The sequence below is a fragment of the Acetobacter musti genome, assembly GCF_011516835.1.
In the GTDB taxonomy this organism is placed as follows: Bacteria; Pseudomonadota; Alphaproteobacteria; order Acetobacterales; family Acetobacteraceae; genus Acetobacter; species Acetobacter musti.
The window spans coordinates 135,891-152,824 of sequence record NZ_WOTB01000004.1; the positions used below are offsets into that span (position 1 = coordinate 135,891).

At 61.1% G+C, this 16,934-nt stretch carries 11 protein-coding genes; 4 read left to right on the forward strand and 7 right to left on the reverse strand.

The genetic code is table 11. The annotated features are described in order from the left end of the window. Window positions 1-54 precede the first annotated feature (54 nt). Entirely contained in the window at window positions 55-1,164 is a 1,110-nt protein-coding gene (gene leuB / locus GOB93_RS04680) for a 3-isopropylmalate dehydrogenase (RefSeq protein ID WP_173582333.1), read from the forward strand. Window positions 1,165-1,295: 131 nt separating this feature from the next. Here leuB and GOB93_RS04685 read toward each other — a convergent pair whose 3' ends face one another. From GOB93_RS04685 to GOB93_RS04705, 5 genes are all read right to left on the reverse strand, one after another. After that, window positions 1,296-3,539 carry an FUSC family protein gene (locus GOB93_RS04685; RefSeq protein WP_173582334.1) on the reverse strand — a complete coding sequence of 748 codons (2,244 nt, stop codon included), beginning with the start codon at window positions 3,537-3,539 and terminating at the stop codon, window positions 1,296-1,298. Window positions 3,540-3,695: 156 nt separating this feature from the next. Continuing rightward, entirely contained in the window at window positions 3,696-4,220 is a 525-nt protein-coding gene (locus GOB93_RS04690; RefSeq protein WP_173582335.1) for an adenine phosphoribosyltransferase, read from the reverse strand. Window positions 4,221-4,430: 210 nt separating this feature from the next. Further along, a complete protein-coding gene (locus GOB93_RS04695) occupies window positions 4,431-6,674 on the reverse strand; it encodes an ATP-binding protein (protein WP_173582336.1) in 2,244 nt (747 codons plus the stop codon). Window positions 6,675-6,739: 65 nt separating this feature from the next. After that, entirely contained in the window at window positions 6,740-8,005 is a 1,266-nt protein-coding gene (locus tag GOB93_RS04700; protein WP_173582337.1) for a multidrug effflux MFS transporter, read from the reverse strand. A gap of 196 nt (window positions 8,006-8,201) precedes the next feature. Next, the gene (locus tag GOB93_RS04705; RefSeq protein WP_173582338.1) at window positions 8,202-9,008 is read right to left on the reverse strand and encodes a TVP38/TMEM64 family protein; all 807 of its coding nucleotides are present in this window, start codon (window positions 9,006-9,008) and stop codon (window positions 8,202-8,204) included. 120 nt (window positions 9,009-9,128) lie between these two features. Between GOB93_RS04705 and GOB93_RS04710 the strand changes: the two genes are divergently transcribed. Further along, window positions 9,129-10,190, forward strand: a complete 1,062-nt coding sequence (locus tag GOB93_RS04710; RefSeq protein ID WP_173582399.1) for a COX15/CtaA family protein — start codon at window positions 9,129-9,131, stop codon at window positions 10,188-10,190. 1,378 nt (window positions 10,191-11,568) lie between these two features. Continuing rightward, complete coding sequence (locus GOB93_RS04715) at window positions 11,569-12,585, forward strand: glycosyltransferase family 2 protein (protein ID WP_173582339.1); 1,017 nt, start codon at window positions 11,569-11,571, stop codon at window positions 12,583-12,585. 666 nt (window positions 12,586-13,251) lie between these two features. On the opposite strand, the gene GOB93_RS04720 is transcribed toward GOB93_RS04715, so the two are convergent. Both GOB93_RS04720 and GOB93_RS04725 read right to left on the reverse strand, forming a co-directional pair. Further along, a complete protein-coding gene (locus tag GOB93_RS04720; RefSeq protein WP_173582340.1) occupies window positions 13,252-13,893 on the reverse strand; it encodes an SGNH/GDSL hydrolase family protein in 642 nt (213 codons plus the stop codon). 303 nt (window positions 13,894-14,196) lie between these two features. Further along, the gene (locus tag GOB93_RS04725) at window positions 14,197-15,504 is read right to left on the reverse strand and encodes an OpgC family protein (protein ID WP_173582341.1); all 1,308 of its coding nucleotides are present in this window, start codon (window positions 15,502-15,504) and stop codon (window positions 14,197-14,199) included. A gap of 227 nt (window positions 15,505-15,731) precedes the next feature. Here GOB93_RS04725 and GOB93_RS04730 point away from each other — a divergent pair, with 227 nt between their 5' ends. Continuing rightward, window positions 15,732-16,904, forward strand: coding sequence for an Mrp/NBP35 family ATP-binding protein (locus GOB93_RS04730; protein WP_173582400.1), 1,173 nt, complete (start codon window positions 15,732-15,734; stop codon window positions 16,902-16,904). Window positions 16,905-16,934: the final 30 nt, after the last annotated feature.

Below are 16,934 nucleotides of genomic sequence, written 5' to 3' on the forward strand. Positions count from 1 at the left end.
ACGTTCCGGCTGCCGTAGTCTCTGAGAAGAGACGCGATCTTGCCGGAGACTCTCATGAGCACAAAGAAACTGCTGATCCTGCCCGGTGACGGCATTGGTCCCGAAGTCATGCGCGAAGTCGCACGTGTTGCCGCATGGCTTGGCAGGCGTCGCGGAATTACGTTCGATATTTCCGAGGATCTGGTCGGAGGGACCTCTCTGGCAGAATATGGTGTGCCGATCCGTGAGGAGGTCATTCAGAAAGCACGTGAAGCTGATGCCGTGCTGTTCGGTTCGGTGGGTGATCCGAAATGGGCGCATGTCGGGTTCGATAAGCGTCCTGAGATCGCGATCCTGAAGCTTCGCCAGGAACTTGGGCTGTTTGCCAATCTGCGTCCGGCGAAGGTGTTCGATGCGCTGGTGGATGCCAGCACGCTGAAGCCGGATGTCGTGAAAGGTCTCGACATCATGATCGTCCGCGAAACGGTGGGCGGCATTTATTTCGGAGAGCCTCGCGGGATTGAGACACTGCCGGACGGCCAGCGGCGCGGAATCAATACCGAGGTTTATACAACGCACGAAATCGAGCGTGTCGCGCGTGTCGCTTTTGATCTTGCGCGCAAACGGCAGAATTCTGTCTGTTCAGTCGAAAAATGCAATGTGATGGAGAGCGGGCTGCTCTGGAAAGAGGTTGTGACAGACCTTCATGCCCGTGAATACGCTGACGTCACTCTGTCGCATATGCTGGCCGATAACTGCGCCATGCAGCTGGTCCGTAATCCGCGACAGTTCGATGTCATCGTGACCGGCAATCTGTTCGGTGACCTGCTGTCTGATCTGGCCTCAATGCTGACCGGAAGCCTCGGGATGCTGCCTTCCGCGACGCTGGGCGCCGTGCATTCCGATGGGCGTCGCCCGGCGCTGTATGAGCCGATTCATGGCAGCGCTCCGGATATCGCGGGGCGTGGTATTGCCAATCCGATCGCGCAGATTCTCTCATTCGCGATGCTTTTGCGGTACTCGTTTGGCATGCAGGCGGAGTCTGACATGATTGAGAACGCTGTTGCCGCCATGCTGGGGACGGGTCTGCGTACGGCTGACATTATGAGCGAGGGTATGGCGCGAGTCGGCACGGATGTAATGGGGGACGCCATTGTCCGTGAGCTGGACAAGCTGCAGGGGTGAACGAAAAGTGGGGTTTCCGTCTGTCCGGACGGTAATTTCAGGGGGCAGTCCTGAAATCAGGTGCAGACCGAAAGTCTGTTCAGTCTGATTTTACAGGACAGGCAGGTTGTCGAAGGTCCGGTGTTTTCGGATTATGAAAAGACCGGATCGAGATAGGGGCTGGACGCGTCGAAAAAGAGCCTGTTGGTGGTGAGTTCGGCGGAAATCACCCGCAGACTGGCCAGGGCACGGAGAATTTCGACACGCTGTGACAGGTTGGTTTCGACCTGTTCCTGGCGCTCCAGAGAAATCACCGCAAGGCGTGTGGCTCTTTCAGTACGGCCGTAATGGCCCCCGTAACGACCGGTAAACTGCGCCATCCTGGCCAGCATCTGCTGCACGTCATGGGCTGCCGCCGGTGGCAGTTCGGCGCGTGTCAGAATGCCGCGCAGGTTCAGGATCGCAAGTCCGACCGTCATTCCCGACAGCACGCCGCTGAGATATGCGTCGATGACCGGGCCGCGCCGCCCGGCGACCGTATTCAGCAGCCGGACCATACGCTCGACGCTGATCCCCACGACATCCCTGGGCAGGGCCGGATGGGGTTTGCGGGCAAGATTACGCAATCCCCGGAGAATCTGCTGCCGCATATCCCAGCGAACGCCGTCAGGATCAAGTGGCAGAAAAACGCGGTACATCCAGGTGCAGAATGCCATAGCAAGGCAAAGCGGCATGGCGGTGTTAAAAAACAGAATTTCGTCCGTGCGGCCCTGATTGAGGGGAGCTACGAGGATGGTCAGGAACAGATTGTAGGCGACTGCTCCGAGAATCATCGACGGATTGGCGAATGCCAGACCGCCGATCATCATGAACGGCACGAAGGCTGCCGCCAGCATTTCATAGACCGTGACAGCGGGCACCACCCAAAAGGTAATGAGCATGGCGACGGCGGAGACGCACAGGGCGCCGTGCAGAAAGGCGCGGCTGGCCATGGCGGGTGTTTCGAGGGTTGAAAACAGCGCGCAGACGATACAGACGAACATCACGAAAACAATTCCGTCCGGCCATGCCGTGGCAAACCAGAAAACGCCGGCCAGGAATATGGACACGCTGGCCCGCAGGCTGTTGGCGAAGGCGATACGCCAGTCACGCCAGGTGCGCATGGCGAAATGGAACCGGTCGTGAGGTAACGGATTGCGGCTGGCTTCGAACTGAGTGAGGGCTTCCTGGAGCTGGTCAAGCATATCACCGAGCACGTGGAGCGCCTGGCCTTCCCGTGTAACGGCGATTTCGGCTGCGGCTTTCACGGGCGGATGTGTGACCATATTCATTTCGATGTCGAGGCAGGTCGCGGCATCGAGACGGCAATCGGCGCGCAGGGAGGCGAGTTCGGCCATCAGGCCCGGAAATTCCGGCGGATCCTTCAGACGGTCGGGCAGCGACAGCAGGAAATCGTGACTTCGATCGGCGACCTTTTGCCACGTTGTTCCGTAACTTGAAGGATCGTCCATCAGGGCCGACAGATCGAGTGCGCGGGAAAACAGAGCGGCTATATCCGAGAGGGCGGCGCGGGCGTGGTCACCCTCGTGGCCATGCTTACCCATTTCGATTTCCGCGAACTCGATCTGATCCCCCAGCGAGGCCAGTGAGGCGAGCATCTCCGGTGAGTTTCGGAGCGCCTTCCGGTCGCCTGTCAGAGTCATGGCGAGAGCCTGGGCGGCATTGCCGACGGCATTGATGAAATTGCCCGCGAGACGTTCCCGGGCGCGTTCGTTCAGGCGGAACTGGAACAGCGAGGACAGGACGGTTTCAATGACGACGCCAAGCGTAATATAGGTCGCGCGCGACATCGCGATCATGAAGATATGGTCGGGATCGGCGGAACCGTCCAGCGCGATGATGGCGACGGTGAAGCCGCTCGCCCGCATGCCGTGGATACGATAGTTGGTCATGGTCGCGGGACCGGGCAGCAGAGTGCCGATAAAGCAGAACGAGCCGATGCAGGTCGCGAGCAGCAGGATGAACAGCAGCGGCTGCTGCGGTGAGATGGCGACAATTCCAATGGCCGCGAGTGTTCCGACCACCATGCCGAACATATGCCAGCGGGCTTTGGCGAGAGACTTGCCGCGGGAGCCCTGGGCGATCATCCAGACCGTCAGCGCAGCCCATTGCGGGCTGCCGAGCTCCCACCACAGAGCAATGCCGAGTGCAATCAGAGAGGCGATGGTGGTACGAAGCGCGTAACCGAAATTGTAGAGATTCGGCGCGATGAGCCAGCGGACATGCGCAAACAGCCTTGGCAGAAGCGGCGCCGACAGGCCCGTGCGGGCCAGAAAGTTTGTCAGGAGGGCCGTGAAGGGCCTTTTTTTGGGGATCGCCCCATCACTCATGCCCATGCCTCGTGCATCTGGTGTAAGCAAACATCATGATGCCCGCTTACACCATGCCCGGTTTAACCATGTATTGGTGAAACGAATAACTCAATTTCCTGAAGAGTGGGAAATAACAGTGGCGACAGTGGTGGATTTTATGATTGTCCGGCCAGCATTGCTTTATTCATCGTAGGACAGCAGGGCGTGAACGGGAATATCCAGTTTTTCACGTCCTCCGAGCGATGTCAGTTCGACAAGGACTGACGCTCCGACGACTTCGGCTCCGGCTTTGCGCAGGAGGGCGACGGAGGCGGCGAGCGTACCGCCGGTGGCAAGCAGGTCATCTGTGACGACGACGCGCTGGCCGGGCAGGATGGCATCGGCCTGAATATGCAGGCTGTCGCTGCCGTATTCCAGCGCATAGGTCAGGGAGATCGTGTCTCCGGGGAGTTTTCCCGGTTTGCGGAGCATGATCAGACCGCAGCCGAGGCGCGTCGAGAGTGGGGCCGCGGTCAGAAAGCCACGCGATTCGATGGCCGCGAGCTGATCGGGCTGCCATGGTGACACAGCATGCGCCATGCGGGCGGTCGCAAGCTGCCACGCGTCAGCGTTCCGGAGCAGGGTTGAGATATCGTAGAAAAGAATACCGGGCTTCGGAAAATCCGGGATGCCGCGAATATACTGTCTGAGGTCAATGTCCTGCATGATGCCGTGCCTGAAGCGGGTTGATCGGACAGTCCGCTTCAGGGCCAGAACCGCCCTTAATGCGTGTGAAACAGGAACTGTTTCTCAGGGGACGGAATGACTGCTGCGGCTGAGGCGCGGACACTAGCTTCTGACAGACTCTCCCGCAACCTTGCGACGGCACCTTATATCCGATGGCCTGAGTGAGGTTTCCAGCTGCGGAAGCTGCGGTCAGGAGGCGACTTTCTCGCCCATGACCGCGGCCACCGCCTTCAGGAAACCTTCGCGGCGAAAGGGTTTTGGCAAAAGGCGGGCATTTTGGGGCGCTGCTGCGGGACGCGGCATGTCTGCTGTGAAGTCACCGGACATGCAGACAATGCCAAGATCCGGCAGCCGCTCTGCCAGGAGGTGCGCGAGACGGAAACCATCCAATGGTCCGGGCAGCTGCACGTCGGTGACCAGCAGATCGTAATGATTGCCGGCTTCGGTCACCAGATCGAACGCGGCTTCACCGTCAGCCGCCTCACTGACGCGGTAGTCAGCGAGGCCCAGAATGGTCGCCACGATGTCCCGGATGGCCGGATCGTCCTCGACCACCAGCGCCTTGAGAGCGGTTTTCGCCGCCGGCGCTTCGGCTTTTACGAGCGCTGGCGAGGAGGGAGCGCTGATGCTTGCACGCGGCAGCCAGAGCGTGACCTGAGAGCCGTGTTGCGGGGCTGACGATACGACGACGCGGCCGCCGGAATGATGGGCGAAACTGACGACCATGGCCATTCCGAGGCCCGTGCCGGCGCCTTCCTCCTTGGTGGTGAAGAAGGGTTCGAAGAGCTGCTGCAGAATTTCGGGTCCCATGCCGCAGCCGGAGTCGGTGACATCGATCCGGACCCAGGCTCCGGCCGCCAGCGGTGAGCTGTCGGATGTAACCCGCAATCCCCGGTCATTCTCGACCGGCAGGGTCAGAAGATCCACGCCGGCGGGGAAGGTGACATTCGTGGCCTGGATACGGACCGTCCCGCCTTTCGGCATGGCGTCGCGCGCATTGATGGCGAGGTTGAGAAGCGCGCTTTCCAGCTGTGCGGGATTGACCTGCACAGGCCAGATTGTGCTGGCGTCCGCGCATTCGACGGTAATGCGGGGACCGATGACCCGAGCGAGCAGGCCGGCTGTCAGCAGGAAGATATCGGCGGGCCGCACCATATCGGGCGCCGGTCTGTCGCGGCGCATGAAGGAAAGCAGCTGCCCCGTCAGCGTCTCGGAACGCCGGGCGGCATGAGTTGCGGCGTCAATGCAGCGTTGCCGGCGGGAGGGGTCCTGCGACTGGTCGGCTTCTGTCGCGAGTTCGAGATTGCCGAGAATGACGGTGAGCAGGTTCTTGAAGTCGTGTGCGATGCCGGCTGTCAGCTGGCCGACGGCGCGGAGTTTCTGTGCCTCGCCGAGTGCGCGTTCGCTTCGCAGGCGCAGCGTGATGTCGTTGGCTGTCAGCACGAAGCCGCGTCGGTCATCGACATCGACGCTGCCGTCCGGGGCGAAAAAGAGCGTGCGGCACAGTTCGAGATCGGCGTCGTTGATGCCCTTGCATTCGGCCACGACAGGCGGCGCTCCTTTTCCGTTCGAAAGGGCGCGTTCCACGTGGGAGAGGGGTTCGAGCAGGGGGCGTCCGTCGACAATGAGGGCCGCGCTGAGGTCGTCGTATGACAGGCCGGCGCGCAGAAAACCTTCTTTCAGACCGAGGATGGCGCTGAGCCGGTCATTCCAGTGTCTGAGCTCGCCATCGGTGCTGAATACGGCGACGCCGATCGTCAGGCTGTCCAGAACGGCGCGAAGCTGAAGGGCCAGATTACGATTTCTCGCCTCGGCCCGGGCGGCTGCGAGTGAGGTCCGGTCCAGAATCCATCCGGCCGTGATCATGACGAGGACACCGATGATGATGCCCAGTACGTCGAGCCGTTTCTGCCAGCTCGTGTTTCGCAGCATGTCGGCAAGGCGGCCGGCGCGCTCTTCCGTGTCGGCGCTGCTCAGCCGCGTGAGGGCCAGGTCGAGATTCCCGAGAACGATATCGGTATCCGCGCGGCGGAGAGCGTCTTCCGGGGCGGTTTTCCAGGAGGCGATCTGGTCGAAGGCGGTGCGGGCCTGGTCCAGGCTGGGTGTGTTCGTGCGGTTGAGCCGCTCCTGCAGGCGCTCGACAGCCGGGAAGCCGGCGCGGGCATCCGCGATGCGGTCGATGGAACTGATGAAGCAGGCCCGGTTGTCCGGGTTCCGGGTGGCAAGCCAGGCGAAGTGACATCGCCGCGCTTCGTTGACCGCGCGGTCAACAGAGTGAATGAACTGGTCTGATCCGACGCTCTGTCTGTCGATCTGGCCGTGCCGGGCCATTTCGTTCCCCAGCTGCATGGCCAGGGTGCCGAATGTGACAATAAGCAGAGCCGCTCCGAGGAGCGCGAGCACATGGGCCCGTTTGGCTGGGTGGCGCGCCATCTGTTGTTCCGTCGGTATTCGCGGGACGATACCCTCGCCATATCGCGGGCGCCGTCAAGTCCTGATCAGCTGTGCCGGGGTCTCAGCGGGAGCGCGGCCACCATCATCAGGGCGCCGAGAAGCATTCCGGTTGCCATCGGAACGGGGGTGCCGGTCGGCATAAGCCCGATCAGGATGCCGGCCACCGACCCGAAAACGTACTGCATGGTGCCGGCCAGGGCTGAGGCGGCGCCCGCGACTTCAGCATGTTCGGCCAGCGCGCCCATGGTGGCGTTCGGATAGATCAGGCCGGTCGCTCCGAGCGTGACGACCATGGTTGCGATCAGGACGATGACGACCGGCTGCAGACCGCCCTGCGTGACGGGGTGTTTCGCGACCCAGACTGACACCACCATGAGGGCGACGGCGCCGATGGCGGAGGTGAGGACCGAGACGGTGAGGATTTTGCCGGGGTCGAAGCGGCCCACGAGCGCTCCGTTGATCTGTGACGCTCCGATCATGAACACGGCGAACACACCGAACAGCATCGAAAAATGCAGGGGGGTGAACCTGAATACGACGATGAAGACTGCGGATGCGGCGGTCAGATAGCTGAATGACATGAAGGTTGAGAAACCGGCGATCAGGGCGTGGGACAGAAAGTCCCGGTGGCTGAGGAGCGACAGGTATCGTGTGAGCAGGGTCATCGGGGAGAGCCGTGCCCGGCGCATGGGCGCCAGGGTTTCCGGCAGCACGCGGACCACGAGCAGGACGCAGATGAGGCCGTATGCCGCGGAGGCCCAGAAGATCACCCGCCATGAGACCCAGGTGACCACGATGCCGCCGAGCATCGGGGCCAGGATGGGGACGACGCCCATGACCATGACGAGTTTGGACATCATCCGCGCGCCTTCGCGCCGGTCGGGGACGAGATCGCGCACGCAGGCTGTCGGGATGACGAGGCTGGCGGAGGCGCCGATGGAAGCGACGAATCGCGCGGCGCTGAAGGTCAGGATATCCGGGGCGGCGGCGCAGACGGCGGAGGCCAGCGCGAAGATGGCGTTGCCGGCGATCAGCGGCATGCGCCGGCCGTAGCGGTCGGACATGGGACCGACGGTGAGCTGGCCGATGGCGAGGCCTGCAAACCAGATCGACAGGGTCATCTGCACGGAGCCGAGCGAGGTGTGCAGGGACCGCTCCATGGCCGGGAAGGCGGGGAGGTAGATATCGGTCGAGATCGGGCCGACGGCGGTCAGGAATCCGAGCAGGACGGGGAGCCACCAGGCCGTGGCCGAGGGGGTCTCATAGGTGCGGCCGGCCCCGGTAAGGGACGGGCGGACATCAGAGGCCATGCGGACGCTCCGGTTTTCTGTTGGCTGTGAAAAGGTGGTGTAGGGTGGACGGAAACGGATTTGACCCCGTCAATCCGCGATGGCAGCCCTGCCGGGAGGGGAAGCCGGGTTCCCGGACCGGTGATCTGCCGGCGCTCTCCTAAGGCGTGAGGCCCCTGGCTGGCAAGTCATTACCCGCACGGATCAGAAGGACGGCTCAGGAAGACGGGCGGATCAGTCCGGTTCCGGATGGAGCGGGTGTGAGCTCCGGCGCGGTGCGGCGCAGCAGCCACAGGCCGAGTGCTCCTGAAACGGCGAACAGCACGATTGCGACGAGAATGCGGTCTGTGCCATCGATCTTCGCTCCCGAGCCAAGCAGCACGAAGATCATCGTCTGCGGCAGGCTGCCGATAAGGGTCGCCATGGCGAAAGGCATGGCTGCGATGCCGGATAGTCCGGCAAACAGATTAAGAAGCAGAGAAGAGCCGACCGGAAGAAGCCTCAGCGTGATGACTGACGCGAAGGGGTGGTGCCGTAATGTCCGCTTCATTCGAAAAAGCCGTGCCTTTATGCCGCGCCGCGCCTCCGGGGTTGCTTCGCTGCCTTCCAGGCGCCTGGTTGCCCAGGCGCGGCCGCCCCAGCGCGCCCAGCCATAGCAACTCATGGAACCGGCGGTGGTTGCGAGGGTGGCGAGGAATGAGCCTTCCCAGAAGCCGTAGGTCAGTCCGGCGGCGAAACACAGGATCTGCCTTGGCAGGCCGAACAGGCACCAGACTGTTCCGGCGAGGCAGAACAGGAGGCGCCCGGTCAGTCCGTGGCGGAGTGTTCCGGTATTGTCGAGAACATGTCTGAGGGCCGGGGTTTCGCGGAAGAGCACCGCGCCGGCGGTCAGCAGGAGCAGCATCAGGGCGGGGCGGATCAGGGTTGCGAGAAGCGCCGGCCGGCCCGCTTCGTGGTCCGGGTCTGTCTCGCCGCGACCGGCCTGTGAGCCATGCCGGGCATTCAGATCTGACGCTTTGTGCATCAGGCGCGGTAACACCTCCTTGCTCAGCGTTGCAAGTGCGCGTTAAACGGCGCCATGCCTGATACGATTTCTCCCTCCTCCGCGACTGCCCGGACTCCTGATGCGACCGTTATCGACGGGATGAGCATTCGCGACCGGCGGCGGGTTTCCAACTGGCTGCTGACCATCTGCGTCATGCTGCTGGGGATGATTGCGCTTGGCGGCGCCACGCGGCTGACCGGTTCGGGTCTGTCGATCATGGACTGGCGCCCGGTGACGGGGATGATCCCGCCGCTGAGTCATGCGGAGTGGGAGCGGCAGTTCGCGCTGTATCAGAACATCCCGCAGTACAAAATTCTGCATGACGGGTTCGGGCTGGCGGGGTTTCAGAAGATTTTCTGGCTGGAGTGGACGCACCGGTTCTGGGGGCGGATCATCGGGATCTATCTGATGGTGCGGCTGGTGATGTTCGCGGTGCAGGGCGTTCTGACGCGGGGGCTGATCATCCGGCTGGTGGTGTTCTTTGTGCTGGGCGGGCTTCAGGGCGCGATCGGCTGGTTCATGGTGGCGTCGGGCTTTCGCGAGGGCAGCACGGCGGTGGAGCCGGTGCGGCTGGTGCTGCATCTGAGCGCGGCGCTGATTCTGTATGTCGCCATTCTGTGGACGGCGCTGTCAGTACGGTGGCCGCGGGCTGAGGCTGTGCCTGATCTGGCGGCCGGCCGCCGGACGCGGGGGCTGCTGCACGGGGCGCTGGGGCTGGTGGCGCTGACGATCATTGCCGGCGGGTTCACGGCGGGGACGCATGCGGGGTTTGTGTTCAATACCTTCCCGCTGATGGACGGGCATCTGATCCCTGAGGGCTATGCGAAGCTGTCGCCGTTCTGGTTCAACTGGATTGCGAATATTCCGGCCGTGCAGTTCGATCATCGTCTGCTGGCGACCGTGACCGTGCTGATGATCGGGGCGGTTGTGCTGTCGGGCGTACGGGCGAATCTTGGGCCGCGGGCTCATGCGGGTGTGGCGCTGCTCGGCTGGGCGGTGCTGATCCAGTATGCGCTGGGCGTGACGACGCTGCTGCTGGTCGTGCCGGTCTGGGCGGGCACGGTGCATCAGACCTTTGCGGCGGTGCTGCTGGGCATCGGGGTGTTCACGATGCATGCGCTGCGCGGGGCGAAGCGGGGGCGGGTGGTTTCCGGCGGCTGAGAGGCCGGCGGGAGGCTGTTCGGCATCGGGGTCTGGTTTCTTCCGGGTTTTGTGGTGTGGTCAGGGGACGTGTCTCCGTGCTGCGGGTCCAGGGGTTTTTGTTGTGGGTTCGTTTCGGGGACGGGGCGGCTGGGGGGCTGGGGGGCTGATTCCAGAGAGTTATGGACAGTTTTGTTTCTTTTGTGGAATGAAAAAGCTGTTTGTTTGCAAGTGGTTCGGGCTGAGTTTGACCAGATCAGGGGTGACTGTTTTCCAGATGGATGGGGGCAGGAGGGCTTGTTCCGGCAGGGCGGATGTGCGGTCTTTTGGTGGTTTCGGGGCAGGAGGACGTGTCTCTGCCGGGAAAGGCCAGAGGTTTTTCGTCCCGGGGATGATGAAAGGCTTCGGACAGTCCGAGGCTTTGCAGACGCAAGGCCTGTAGAGACGCGGTTTTCCGGGCTTTGTCCCAGGTTCTGCAAAAGAACGCGGTCTCTCTGATTCCGATATGTTTGTAAAATGGGATGAAAGAATCGTTGCACGAATCGTGCCTTTGCGTGACGATTTTTTCGGATGTGGAACGAATCTGTGTCCGGGGAGCATGTAGTTTGCTTCCGATCGGCTCAGAGAACGGATGTTATACAAACGCCGTATGAAGCGTCGGCAGCCAGACATTCCGTTTCCTGGTCTGGAGGGATTATGTAATCTGGCTGATTGCGGTGGTATTTCTGAGCGTGAAGTATGCGAATGCTGTGATGTGTATGACAGCGAGGACTGAAGCGTAGTGTTCGTAATCCCTCATGCATCTCCGGCATGTTTGATGATTTCGAATGTGATATTCTGTTTTTCAGGGGCTTGTGCCGTTTTTGATCCGGTATAGTTCTGATCAGCCCATGCCAGTTCGACATTTCCCTGAGTGGTCTGCGGAATGGTTTCAGCCAGTCGTCCGGCTTCTGCCCGTCATCTCTGTTTGTCGGGGTTATGTGTAAAGTCAGAAGATGTCTGGGGGTATCGGCCGCCATGTGTGGCTTCGGTTTTTTTCGCGCTATCATACCTGCTTCGGGGGCCGCTCTCCGGTGCAGATCGCAGCGTCCGGATGCAATACGCAGCATAATCCGCAGAGCATGATGGCGCTGTTCCGTGGCTTCTTCCATCAGAAGCTGATACGGAACAATCAGAGAGCGCACTCCTCGTCGCTGATATCAGACTGATACGGTCTTAGTGCAGTAATCATCCATTTCTGCTGCGTCGGTCGTGCCAGAAAGTACATAACACTCTCTGGATATATTTCGGGTTAAGGTTGATATAATCGTCAAAATTTGCTTTAGAAAGAAGCGTATGCCTTGAAGATAGAAGAGCTGGCAATCAATCAGGCTGTTTTTCACTCTGGAGAGTAAATTTCTTGCAGAAGATTACAATTTCGATTGCTATGGCCACTTATAATGGAGCGCTCTTTCTGGAAGAGCAGTTACGCTCCCTGGCTGAACAGAGTTTTCTTCCATATGAACTGGTTGTCTGCGACGATGGTTCCAGGGACGAAACTATTGATATTCTGAGAAATTTTGCGCAGTCCTCTCCCTTTCCTGTGCGCATCCTGCAGAACGAGACCAATCTTGGTTACGCTGATAATTTCATGAAGGCTTCCGCTCTCTGTGAGGGAGACTATGTTGCCTTTTGTGATCAGGATGATATCTGGAATTCTGAAAAACTTGAGGTTGCTGCTAACGCGTTTATAAACAGTCAGGTCATGCTGTTTTCTCATGGCTGTCAGCTTATTTCTGCCTCGGGGGCAGCACTTCGGGATCCTGAATACGTAATACCGGATGGTTGCTATCGACTTGCAGACCTTGATCCGCTGAACGCTTTTTTTGGATTTTCCTGTGTATTTCGACGCTCTCTTCTTGCATTGTGGGATTCCGGAAAACGCCCGATTGATTTAATAAGTGACGGGCGACTGCTGGCACATGATCGCTGGATATATTTTCTTGCAACAAGCACGGGTCTGGTCGTTTATAACTCTCGTCCGCTTGCGCTTTATCGTCAGCATGGGAATAACTTTGCTGGCAGTGAGGAATTCAGAAAAAAGAGTAAATTTTCAGTAATTAAAAGTGTTTTTTATAAATATAATAATTACATATACAAGAGAAGTGAAATTTCTCGTGTGATGAATGATGTTGTTATACATCTTTCTGAATGCGGTGAAGCATATGAAGATAATTATCTTCTTTCTGTTTACAAAGATATGTCCGGGTTTTACAGATCAAGACTTGAATTGTTTCGGAAGCCTCGATTTTCTGCGCTTGTTGACGTATTGAAACTCAAATTTTCCGGGCTTTACGACTTGCCTCGGCGTTACAGCAACAATCGAGCATTCTGGGAGGATATTATCGCTATTATTATAGCGCGCCGCACAAAATAATTGGTTCGTATGTCGTTAAAAAACTATTAAATACTTCCGTATGCGGGAAGCGCACGTCTGTTGTCCCTGGGGCGTATTGTCAGTCAGGGTCCGGCGGCATTGGCCTTGTCCTCCATTCGATCTGTGATGTTTTTCCTTTTTGTCAGGAAGGAAGATGAACACGGAGTGATGGTCAATGGGAGCGGAAAAAGAGGATGGGTGAGGTCGGCGTCGTAACTGACAACTGATCAGCGGGCCGGTATTGCCGACGCAGAACCTTTGCTGAATGAAGGCGTTCCCAATAGCTTATACCGCTGATTTGCTCATCAAAAAGTTCAAAGAACAGACTGTCGTTCCGGTCATTTTATCAAAGAAGAACTACCGTAATACACGTAAAATTCGTTTCTCATTTTAAAAAGAGAGAAACGAAATCGAAGCTTCTTCGGAAGACTGAGGCAGTTCAGGAGCATCGCAATACGTTATGACAAGCTGAAATCATCTTTTTCTCAATGCCGTCCAGCTTGTTTTCGCCGCCATCGGTGTCAGCCGACGAAATGCCCAGGGTATGATATTCGACTGACCGCTATAAAGGTGAAACCGATTATATTACCTAAAGGTTTCCAAAGGCGAGCCTTTGGCGGGGTTCGGGGCGGAGCCCCCGGAGTGGTCCCCGCCGGGAGATGAAGGTCAGGTGTTGGCGTCGGTGCCGGGGGCGCCGGTGAGGTCGATGAGCCAGTGGGCGACGGACTCGCCGAGGAGTTTGTAGCCGAAATCCTGCATGTGGAGGTTATCGGGGGAGAGGTCTTCCCGGGTGACGTTGTATTCGGCGCACCAGGATTTCATGCGGGTGTACCGGTCGAAGTAGGGGATTCCCATTTCGAGGGCGAGGGCGGCGGGGGCGTCGCGGAAGGGGGGGAAGGTGGGGCATTCCTCCAGCATTTTGCACCACTGGGGGCCGATCATGGCGAGGTCGCTGCCGTGGCGGCGGAGGGTGTTCAGATCGTCGCGGGTGGTGTCGATAAAGTAGGAGACCGGGACGTTCTGCCAGGCGTCATTGGTGCCGCCCTGCCAGATGACGAGGTCGGCTTTGTCGTCGATGACCTGCTGAAGGCGGTCGTGCATTTCGCGGGCGCCGTTGCCGCCGATGCCGCGGTTGATGACGGTGAGGCCGCCGGGCGCATAGGGGGCGAAGGTGCGTTCGAAGACGGGGCCGAAGCCGTGGTCGGGGGTGCTGGCGCCGACGCCTTCCGTGGTGGAGGAGCCGAAGAGGCAGATGCGGACGGGCTCGCCGGCGGTGAGGAGGCGGGTGAAATGCGGGAAATGCGTCATGCGCGGGGGTTCCTGTGTGGTGATCCGTAAAAAGAGGCCAGGGCGCTGCCCTGGGACCCGGCAAAGGTCGGGGACCTTTGCAAACCGGTTTGCTGAATGAGTGCGGGGTGGGGCTGGGGGAGCCCTGCTGTCTGGCGGGAGTTATGCAGCGGCGACTGGCGCTGATTTTCGGAGCTTTGCCCCGGACCCCACAAAGGGACGTGGTCCCTTTGATCCCGGTTTGTCTGAATAAAAGCGGTGTCCGGAGGCCTGCGGCCTCTGGTGGGGGTTCGGGGGCGAAGTCCCTGAGACCGGAGCGTCATCTCACGCGGCTGCCGTTGCTGCTCTGGCTCGGGCGCGGGCCTCGTTGCGTTTGCGTTCGTAGACGACGGTGACGCCGTAGAGGATGGCGAGGCCGGTGACGTTGATGACGATCTGGAAAGGCCAGGCGTCGCCGAAGGTGGTGAAGATCAGGCGGCCGAACAGGTCGAGGATGGTGCCGACGGTGAAGACTTCGAGCGAGTGGCGGCCGCAGAGGGCGAGGGCCTGGCCGAGGCGGGTTTCGGAGAAGCGGCGGGCGAGGGGTGAGGACTGGACGAGGTAGAAGATGGCCATGACGTCGAGCAGGCGCAGCGGGGCGAGGGTGCTTTTGTCGGGCGAGGGGACGGCGAGGGGGGCGATGACGGGGAGGCCCCACTGCGCCCAGGGGAAGGCTTCGACGAGGGAGAAGGTGAGGTAGAGGCCGCAGGCGATTTTCAGCCAGGGGAAGGCGGGGAGATCGCCGTTGTGGCGGCCGGCCTCGATGGCGGCGGAGGCGCCGAGAACGAAGAGGAACTGCCAGGCGAGGGGGTCGAAATACCAGCCGTCGGGGTCAAGCCAGTTGGGGAAGTTGATGTCCGGGTTGATGTTGATGAGCGCCCAGAGGGCCATGCTGAGGGCGAGGGCGAGGAAGCGGTTGGCGCGGATGAGGACATAGAGCAGCGGGAAGGCGCCGAGCAGCACCATATAGAGCGGCAGGATGTTGAGGTTGGAGGGGAGGGCGTCGAGGAGGAGGACGCGCCAGAGGTCGGAGAAGCCGTGGGCGAGTTCGGGTTCGAGGAAATCGACAGGGACGGGGGAGTAATTGCGCCAGGTGCGGATGGTGACGACGCAGACGATGAGCATGAGGGTCTGGGCGAGATAGAGCCGTCCGCAGCGTTTGGCGATGCGGATGACGGTGATTTTCGCGCCGTTTTTGGGGAAGCCGCGGCCGTAGGCGAGCCAGGAGGCGTAACCGGCGAGGAGGACGAAGATTTCGGCGGCGTCGGCGAAGCCAAGATTGCGCAGGGTGAGCCGGTTGAGCAGGTTCTGCGGCATGTGGTCGACGAACATCATGAGCAGGGCGAGGCCGCGCAGGGCGTCGACGCGGTGGTCGCGGGTGCGGGTTCTGTCCGCCGGCGCGGAGGCCGGGTTCGTGTCTGCGGCTTTACCGGTCGCTGCTTTGCCCGCCGCTGCTTTACTGTCCGTCGCACTGTCTGCTGGCGCCGTTCCGGGCGCGGCGGGGCGCCTGTCGGCGCCTGTGGCCGCGTCCGGTGGCGCGGAGCGGTCTGTCCCGGAAGCGGATAAGGAGACGGAGGAGGGCGAGAGCGTCATATCCTGTCCTGCGCGTGCACTGTTCCGGGTGGGGGGTGGCGCCGCGCTGTATATCGGCTGGCGGCGGATGGATGGCCAGCATGGTTGCGCTTTCTTACACTACGGATAACGCTCTGATGGCCCCATATTGCGTGCAGGGCTGTTAAGCGCGGCTGGCAGGCGACCCGGATTTTCGCCATACAGCCGGATGACGGACGCAACCGGTGACACAGAAAAAGGGCATGGTCATGACGGAGATACATATTCCTGCACGGGAAGACGTCGCGCGTGTTCTTGGTGGAATGATGGATGGCGCGACCGGGAAGCCGCTGCCGGAGCTGGCCCGGCTGGAGGCCTGTCAGGTCGCGGATGGTCGTCTGCGGGTGACGCTGGCGGTTTCGTCCGACATGGCGCGGCAGCTTGGCCCGACGGTGACGCGGGCGGAGGAGGCGCTGTCGACGGCGTTCGCGCCGCTGACGGCGTCGATTCTGCTGACCGCACATCGTGACGCGCCTTCCGGGCCGGCCAGCGGGGGGACTGCCGGGGCGGCACCGGCGGCGCCTGCTCAGGCGGCTGGGGGACACCGGCCGCTGGGTGGTGTGGGACGGAAGCCTGGTGCGGGGGGTGCGCCGGCGGAGCGTCTTCTGCCTCAGGTTGGCGCTGTAATTGCGGTGGCGTCCGGCAAGGGGGGCGTGGGCAAATCCACGACGGCGGTGAATCTGGCGGTCGGGCTCGGGATGGAGGGTCTGTCGGTCGGGCTGATGGATGCGGATGTGCATGGTCCGTCGCTGCCGCGGATGCTGGGCACGGCCGGGAAGCCGGAGGTGCGGGACGGGCTGCTGATGCCGGTTCAGGCCTGGGGGATCAGCGCGATGTCGATCGGGATGCTGGTGGACGAGACGCAGGCGATGATCTGGCGCGGGCCGATGGTGATGGGGGCGATCAACCAGTTGCTGGGGGATGTGGCCTGGGGCGATCTGGATGTGCTGGTGATCGACATGCCGCCGGGGACGGGGGATGCGCAGCTCACTCTGGCGCAGAAGGCGGTTCTGTCGGGGGCGATCATTGTTTCGACGCCGCAGGACATTGCGCTTCTGGATGCGCGGCGCGGGATTGCGATGTTTGAGAAGACGCGGGTTCCGGTGCTGGGGCTGGTGGAAAACATGTCCTATTTCTGCTGTCCGAACTGCGGGCACCGGACGGAGCTGTTCGGGCATGGCGGGGCGCGGGACGAGGCGATGCGGCTGAATGTGCCGTTTCTGGGTGAGATTCCGCTGCTGGCGGATATCCGGATGAGCGCGGACAGCGGGGTGCCGATTACGATCGGAGCGCCGGAGAGCGAGGCGGCGCAGGCGTACCGGATGCTGGCGGCGACGGTGGCCGGGACGATCCGGCGGATCGGGCGCGGGGTCCGGGTGTGAAGGGGTGCGGCGGCTGGCCGGGGGGTGCTG

Coding starts and splice junctions, on each gene's coding strand:
- GOB93_RS04705 (WP_173582338.1), bottom strand. CDS start 9,008: ATGCACAAAGCGTCAGATCTGAATGCCCGGCATGGCTCACAGGCCGGT.
- GOB93_RS04695 (WP_173582336.1), bottom strand. CDS start 6,674: ATGGCGCGCCACCCAGCCAAACGGGCCCATGTGCTCGCGCTCCTCGGA.
- leuB (WP_173582333.1), top strand. CDS start 55: ATGAGCACAAAGAAACTGCTGATCCTGCCCGGTGACGGCATTGGTCCC.
- GOB93_RS04685 (WP_173582334.1), bottom strand. CDS start 3,539: ATGGGCATGAGTGATGGGGCGATCCCCAAAAAAAGGCCCTTCACGGCC.
- GOB93_RS04730 (WP_173582400.1), top strand. CDS start 15,732: ATGACGGAGATACATATTCCTGCACGGGAAGACGTCGCGCGTGTTCTT.
- GOB93_RS04690 (WP_173582335.1), bottom strand. CDS start 4,220: ATGCAGGACATTGACCTCAGACAGTATATTCGCGGCATCCCGGATTTT.
- GOB93_RS04710 (WP_173582399.1), top strand. CDS start 9,129: ATGAGCATTCGCGACCGGCGGCGGGTTTCCAACTGGCTGCTGACCATC.
- GOB93_RS04720 (WP_173582340.1), bottom strand. CDS start 13,893: ATGACGCATTTCCCGCATTTCACCCGCCTCCTCACCGCCGGCGAGCCC.
- GOB93_RS04725 (WP_173582341.1), bottom strand. CDS start 15,504: ATGACGCTCTCGCCCTCCTCCGTCTCCTTATCCGCTTCCGGGACAGAC.
- GOB93_RS04700 (WP_173582337.1), bottom strand. CDS start 8,005: ATGGCCTCTGATGTCCGCCCGTCCCTTACCGGGGCCGGCCGCACCTAT.